Raw genomic sequence first — 6,056 nt, forward strand, 5'->3', positions numbered from 1 at the left:
CATCGCGGCCACCACCCCCGACCCCCGGTAAGACATACCGAAGCCCCCGATCAACCGCTCAATTTCGCAACAACCCGCTTTTGACGTTCGGCGTGCAACAACTGGCCACTCGTCGTTTGCAGCCGGCCAGGGTTACCCTGGCGCCGTGAGCAGCCAGCAAGTCCCCGGTGGTGTCGTGCACAAATTGCCCGCCGACCTGCGCTCTGCGTTGACGGCCAACGCGACGGCACTGGCCGCGTGGAAAGACATCACGCCGTTGGCCCGCAACGAGTTCATCTGTTGGGTCGAGGACGCCAAGCAAAACGCCACGCGGGAACGTCGCATCCGCCGCACCCAGGAGGAGTTGGAGGAGGGCAAGCGCCGACCCTGCTGCTGGCCGGGGTGCAAGCACCGCGAGCGCACCGGCAGCTAGATAACGTCAGTGCCGACCGCGCCCAGCCCGCCCCGGTTTGCGAGCCACCTTGCCCGCCGCGGCACGCGCCGCCTGCTTGGCGAGGGTCTTCTCCCGTGCGGTGCGTTTCACCACGGGCTGCGCCTGCCCCCGCGACGAACTGGCTTTCCGGCCCCGCACAATCCCGATGAATTCCTCGACCAGTTCCGGCTGCGGCCCTTCCGGAAAGGCGAGCGCGACGGGGCAGGTCGGCGCGTCGGTGATGGGGCGGTACGTGAGGTCCTTGCGGTGATACAGCCGTGCCAGTGACTGGGGAACGATGAGCGCACCCATTCCGGCGGCCACGAGTTCTATTGCGTCCTTGGTGGTCTCGGGCCGGTGATCGACCAGGGTGCCGGGAGCACCCGGCCAGGCGACGACGTCGTCGAGTGGCCGCAGCGTCGGCTCGCCGTCCAGGTCGTCGACGGTGATCGCGTCGACCGCACTCAGAAGGTGATCGGTCGGCACCACGGCCACCGTCGTCTCTTCGTAGAGCGGTATGACGGCCAGTCCGGAGGTGTCGGCGGGCAACCGGAGCAATGCCACGTCGACGGTGGCCGCCCGCAGCGCATCGGCCGCGTCCGCCGCAGCGACGGGGGTCAACCTCAGCGGAACCTCGGGGTGACGCTCCGCCCAGATCCGCGCCCACTTCGCAGGCGTGCCGCCGGGCACGTACCCGAGGGTCAGGGAGTGCGAGGTCACCGCCTCAGGCTACCGATAGGCTTATGCCATGAGCAGGCCGAACGCGCAGTCCATGAAACCCGCCACGGCGGCGAAGAAGCTGGACGTGTATTTGCCCGCCACGCCTGCGGAGTTCCAAGAGAAGCCCATCACCCGCGATGAGCTCGCGGCCCTGCAGGCGGACCCGCCGCAGTGGCTGCAGGACCTCCGCAAGAACGGGCCACATCCGAAGAACCTCGTGGCCGCCAAGCTGGGCATCTCGATCGCCGGTCTCACCCGTGGCGGCGTCGAGAAGGCGCTCACCACCGAGCAGATCGATCAGCTGCTCGCGGAGAAACCCGACTGGCTGGTAGCCGAACGCGAGAGCTACCAGGAAGTGCTACGTGAGCAGCGGCGCGTAAAGGCGCTGCACGCCGAGCAGGCCCGTGAGAGCTGATTCTTCCGATCACCGACGAAGTGCGTGTGCCAGGCCGCCGCGGCAGAAACCGCGGAATCGCTGTGGTTCTCGCGGTACTCGCATGTGCCACTGCCTGTTCACATGTCGTGGCGGGGCACCCGCTCGCGGGCAGCGATGTCCACTCGGTGCCACCCCAGGACAAGCCAGTCATGGAGTGGCGTGACCATGTCCTGCCATCGGACTGTCTGCTCAGCGGCAGGCAGATGTCGGCCCTGACCGGCGTTGACGTCGACGACGGTCAGGACACGGACATCAAGAACACGGACGGAACCGTCGGGCACAACTGCAGTTACTACGCCACCGCGGGAGGCGTGCTGTCGTTCACCGCCTCGATCAAGGTCCAGTCACCGGCCACCGGAGTGATCACCGAGCAGCTACTCGCCGGCATCGGCGAGCCGGGAGCCACTGTCGTGCCCGGCCTCGGCCTCCGCATGATCATCGAACCCCTCACGCGCCCAGGCGATTTCCCGGTGATGCGGGTCGCCACAGACAAGTATCTGGTCAACGTGGTGCTGGTGATCGGTAACATCCCCGCTCCGCCGGATGTCACGTCATGGACCCAGGCGGCATCCGAGATTCTCGCAACGCTGCCCGCCTGAGCCGCAGACGCGTCGGGCCCTGCCCAGTTGACCTCAGCGACAACACGTTTGACAACGTCGCCGTTCGGCAACACTTCCCGGCGATGTCCCCGCCCCGGTCTATCGTCCTCACTGTGGCGTGGACCGAGGTGGCACCGGAGCGATGCGAGGCATGCGGCGCCGAGTTCGGGCCCGGCGCAGTACTGGTCGGTTGGCGGCCCGGGGCGCCTGGCTGCCGGACATACTGCTGCCAGGCGTGCGACCACGTCACACAGGTGCCGGCTGATCGGATTCCGCACCGGTGGGTGGCAGGCCGGGCGCGGAGGCGGAGTCGACGGCTCTGACCGCTGGCGCGGTTCGTTTCTCGAAAGCCTGCGCACTTTCTGAAGGCGAGCTGGACGTTAGCTGGATAGGTTCCACTTGGTTTGCCGGGAACGTCCGGTCCCGGCCCTGAGTGTGAGGAGTTTTCTGTGCTGAAGAGGATCGCCGCGGCGAGCGCGATGGCGCTGGGTGCCACGTTGGCCAATGTCACCGGCGTCGCGCACGCCGATGACGTCGTCGTCAGAGACGCCAACGGCATTCCGTGGAGTTGGCCGACCGAGGCGTCGTGCATCAAAGACGGTCCCGACCAACACCTTGCGAACAGTGATGACGACAATTTCCTCAAGTACTGGTATTGCCTGAAGCACGACGACGGTCTGTGGTATCTGCACAACACAGACAGCCCTACCGACCGGGTGAACTGACTGGCCGCACGGGCGGTCACCTGGCCGGTGACCGCCCCTGCGGCAGTTGCGTTTTCGTCGGGTCAGCGATCAGATCTTGACCGCTTGGGGCGCCTTCCAGGTGCCGTTGAGCGCTTCCTCCTTGGGCCAGTACAGGCGCAGGATCATCTGGAACGGCCCGTCCGGTGCCGGTAGCCAGTTGGCCTCCTTGTCGGCGCCGGGCGACTGGTTCTGCACGTGGATCGTGATGCCACCGTCCGGATCGTGAATCAGGTTGGGCAGCATGGGCGAATTGATGAGGTACCGGTTGATGGGGTTGGCCACCAGCAGGCTCTGCGGCATCTTGTACATCGTGATCGACCAGAACGAATTGACCGGCGGCAGCTGCCCGGGGGCGAATCGCAAGGTGTAGCTGCTGGTACCGGCCAGCGGCGCACGGGTGGAGTCGGTGGCGATCACCGGGTACATGGCTTCTTGCGCGACGTTGCCGTAGATGCCGAGCACCGCACCGGCCATGCGGTAGAGGTAGTTGTTCTTCAGCTCCGCGTGGGTGCCGAACAGCTGCCCGGAGGTCACCTGACCGGTATTGAGTTTCTCCTTTTGGAAGGTCGTCAGCTCAGCCCAGGCATCGGCCATGCCGTCCTGCACGGCCTGCAGGGTCTCCTTGCTCATGGTGGCGGGGTTGAAGTCGCCATCGGGGCCGATACCGATGGTGGCGAACCGGTCCCGCAGTTCCTTCTCGTCGGGCAGTACGGGGGCCGACTTCAGGACGAAGTTGAGCACCTGGAAGAACTTCGGTGAGGTCTTCTGCTCGTCGGGGGTCAGCGGGGCGACGAAGTCCAGCGGCGGGGCGGTGGCTGCGGGTTTGTGCTCGAATGCCGACAGCGGCTCAACGGTGTAGCCGGCCTGGATCTTCTTGACGTTCTCGATGTCATTGGGGTCGAACAACTGGGTTCGGTAGATGACGAGGGAGAAGTCGGTGTCGGACCGGATCACATCGTTGATGCCGGCGGGCTTGTCGCCCTTCCAGTTCGGGCCTGCCAGTAGGTACTTGCCGCCGCCGTTGCCTGTGGTGCGACTGCCCACGTAGGCGTAGTCATAGGTGTAGCCATCGACGAACTGCAACGAGTAGTAGCGGCCGGCCTCGATCGGCGGCACGGTCAGCACGAGCGGCTCGGCCCGCAGATCCGCACCGAGCATCGTGTATGGCGTATCGGAGTTGGGCGTCTGGATCGTGGTGTCCTCGGGCGTGAACACCCGTGCGATGCTGTGCGTCTGGTTCCAGTCACCCTTGTACTGCGGGTTGCTCTTGTCGACGAAGTAGGAGTGTTGGATGCGGTAGCTGTCGACCATCGGGAAGCCGTATGTGTAGGCCTCCTTGGCGATCTCACGCACCTGCTGCGGTGACGGCGTCGCACTCGAACCGGCAGGCGGTTCACCGGATTTGGCGCTGCAGCCCGCCGTGGCGGCCATCAGCAGCGCGACCAGTCCCGAAACCCAAACCTTCATTTGTTTCCCTCCATACGGGCCGTCGCGGCGCTGCGCCGCGAGCGGGGCTTCTCAGTCGTCTAGCGCGGTGTGTCCAGTGGCGCTAGCAGGGATCTCCCGGCGGGGTGAAATACGGGACGCCTTCGACGGTGTAGCACGGGATTTCGCCCGGCACATACGGCACGTCCTGGGATGCGATCGCCGCACCGGTGGCGACGTCGCCGGCGACGTTGGTGCAACCACCCGCGGAGATGTGCCGGCCCCCGGCCGATGCACACACGTCGGCCGACGCCGCGGGCGCCAGCATGAGCGGTGCGATGGCCAGCGGGGCCGCAGCCAACGTCGCGGCAGCAAGCAGTGCCGCAGTATGTTTGTTCACGGGTTCCCCCAGGTTTCATATCCATTGCCGCCCATGACCATCGAGGCGGGCGCGACGAGTCACGGTTCCCCGACCGGGGTTCTACTGTGCACGATCCGCACACCACTTGTCTTGACTTTGCTGGACAGATTGTTGACTATTCTGGACATGCATTTGATCCGCGGATCATGCCTGACCGGGTTCGATGCCGTCGCCACTGCCCACGGGGGCGACCCGAACGCCCTGCTGGCGCTGGCCAGTATCGATCCCGCCGACGCTGGTCACCGTGACCGGTACATCTCGCTGCGGTGCGCGATCGCCGCAGTTGAACACGCGGCCGCGGTATTGGGCGTCGATGACTTCGGCCGCCAACTTGCAGCCAGGCAGAACATCGACATCCTCGGCCCGGTCGGTGTCGCTGCACGCACAGCCACGACGGTCGCAGAGGCCTTCACGATTCTCGACACCCACATGAGTACCTACAGCGCAGGAATCACCGCGCGCATCAGGCCCGACACCGACGAGACACAGTGCCGGTTCGAATACGACTTCCTACTGCATCCCGCGCCCCCGCAAGCCCAGGCCATCGAACTGTCCCTTGGCGTCACCCTGCGTGTGCTGCATCTGTTCTTGGGCACCACCTACCGGCCCGTGGCCGTGCACGTGCCGCACCGGGCTTTGGGCGTCAAGTCGGACTACCGCCGGTACTTTGGCTGCTCGGCCCACTTCGACGAACCGATTGCCGGATTTACCTTGCGTACCAAGGACTTACAGCGCCCGCTCAACCACGACCCGCTGGCTCACCAAATCGCACTGAACTACCTGTCAGACGCTCACAGTCAGCGCACTCACGACATCGCCGGCACCGTGCGCAGTATGGTGCGCCAACTGCTGCCCACCGGCGAACTCACCGCTGAGCTGGTCGCCCGCCAGTTCGGCATCCACCCAAAAACGTTACAGCGCCGCCTTGTCGCGGAAGGGACCAACTTCGCCGAACTGACAGACCGGACGCGCCGTGAATTGGCTCACCGGCTGCTCGTGGGCACCGATCTGCCCGTCGGCCAGGTGTCCCGTCAACTCGGTTATGCCGAGCAGAGCGTCTTCGTCCGCGCCTGCAAGCGCTGGTTCGATATGACGCCTACTGCATACCGCGGAATGGGTAATGCCGCGCAGCGGTGACTTTCGTGATCATTGAATTCGGGGATGCGTTATTCAATATAGAAAAATGCCCGGGCCCCCAATCGGTGATTGGGGGCCCGGGGCTTAATGTGTGTTCGGCGGTGTCCTACTTTTCCACCCGTGTGGGTAGTATCATCGGCGCTGGCAGGCTTAGCTTCCG

The 6,056-nt window shown here is 65.2% G+C and carries 8 protein-coding genes; 5 read left to right on the forward strand and 3 right to left on the reverse strand.

Going from position 1 to position 6,056, the window contains the following annotated elements:
- The first annotated feature begins 145 nt into the window (after nucleotides 1-145).
- Entirely contained in the window at nucleotides 146-412 is a 267-nt protein-coding gene (locus tag BST13_RS37955; protein ID WP_083171344.1) for a YdeI/OmpD-associated family protein, read from the forward strand.
- A 6-nt stretch (nucleotides 413-418) separates the two neighbouring features.
- On the opposite strand, the gene BST13_RS37960 is transcribed toward BST13_RS37955, so the two are convergent.
- Nucleotides 419-1,132: a LysR substrate-binding domain-containing protein gene (locus BST13_RS37960; protein ID WP_083171348.1), complete on the reverse strand. Its 714-nt coding sequence runs from the start codon at nucleotides 1,130-1,132 to the stop codon at nucleotides 419-421.
- A 28-nt stretch (nucleotides 1,133-1,160) separates the two neighbouring features.
- Between BST13_RS37960 and BST13_RS37965 the strand changes: the two genes are divergently transcribed.
- The 3 genes from BST13_RS37965 (at nucleotide 1,161) to BST13_RS37975 (ending at nucleotide 2,892) form a co-directional block, all read left to right on the forward strand.
- Complete coding sequence (locus BST13_RS37965; RefSeq protein WP_083171351.1) at nucleotides 1,161-1,547, forward strand: DUF5997 family protein; 387 nt, start codon at nucleotides 1,161-1,163, stop codon at nucleotides 1,545-1,547.
- Nucleotides 1,548-1,717: 170 nt separating this feature from the next.
- Entirely contained in the window at nucleotides 1,718-2,167 is a 450-nt protein-coding gene (locus tag BST13_RS37970; RefSeq protein WP_083171354.1) for a hypothetical protein, read from the forward strand.
- Between the two features lie 449 nt (nucleotides 2,168-2,616).
- Complete coding sequence (locus BST13_RS37975; RefSeq protein ID WP_083171356.1) at nucleotides 2,617-2,892, forward strand: hypothetical protein; 276 nt, start codon at nucleotides 2,617-2,619, stop codon at nucleotides 2,890-2,892.
- 69 nt (nucleotides 2,893-2,961) lie between these two features.
- Here BST13_RS37975 and BST13_RS37980 read toward each other — a convergent pair whose 3' ends face one another.
- Both BST13_RS37980 and BST13_RS37985 read right to left on the reverse strand, forming a co-directional pair.
- Nucleotides 2,962-4,380: a DUF1254 domain-containing protein gene (locus BST13_RS37980; protein WP_083171359.1), complete on the reverse strand. Its 1,419-nt coding sequence runs from the start codon at nucleotides 4,378-4,380 to the stop codon at nucleotides 2,962-2,964.
- An 82-nt stretch (nucleotides 4,381-4,462) separates the two neighbouring features.
- Entirely contained in the window at nucleotides 4,463-4,738 is a 276-nt protein-coding gene (locus BST13_RS37985; RefSeq protein WP_083171361.1) for a hypothetical protein, read from the reverse strand.
- A 147-nt stretch (nucleotides 4,739-4,885) separates the two neighbouring features.
- On the opposite strand from BST13_RS37985, the gene BST13_RS37990 reads away from it, so the two are divergent.
- Complete coding sequence (locus BST13_RS37990; RefSeq protein WP_083171364.1) at nucleotides 4,886-5,896, forward strand: AraC family transcriptional regulator; 1,011 nt, start codon at nucleotides 4,886-4,888, stop codon at nucleotides 5,894-5,896.
- Nucleotides 5,897-6,056 lie beyond the last annotated feature (160 nt).

Origin of the sequence: Mycobacterium aquaticum (assembly GCF_002086485.1) — a bacterium.
GTDB lineage: Bacteria > Actinomycetota > Actinomycetes > Mycobacteriales > Mycobacteriaceae > Mycobacterium > Mycobacterium aquaticum.

Coding starts and splice junctions, on each gene's coding strand:
- BST13_RS37965 (WP_083171351.1), top strand. CDS start 1,161: ATGAGCAGGCCGAACGCGCAGTCCATGAAACCCGCCACGGCGGCGAAG.
- BST13_RS37970 (WP_083171354.1), top strand. CDS start 1,718: ATGGAGTGGCGTGACCATGTCCTGCCATCGGACTGTCTGCTCAGCGGC.
- BST13_RS37990 (WP_083171364.1), top strand. CDS start 4,886: ATGCATTTGATCCGCGGATCATGCCTGACCGGGTTCGATGCCGTCGCC.
- BST13_RS37980 (WP_083171359.1), bottom strand. CDS start 4,380: ATGAAGGTTTGGGTTTCGGGACTGGTCGCGCTGCTGATGGCCGCCACG.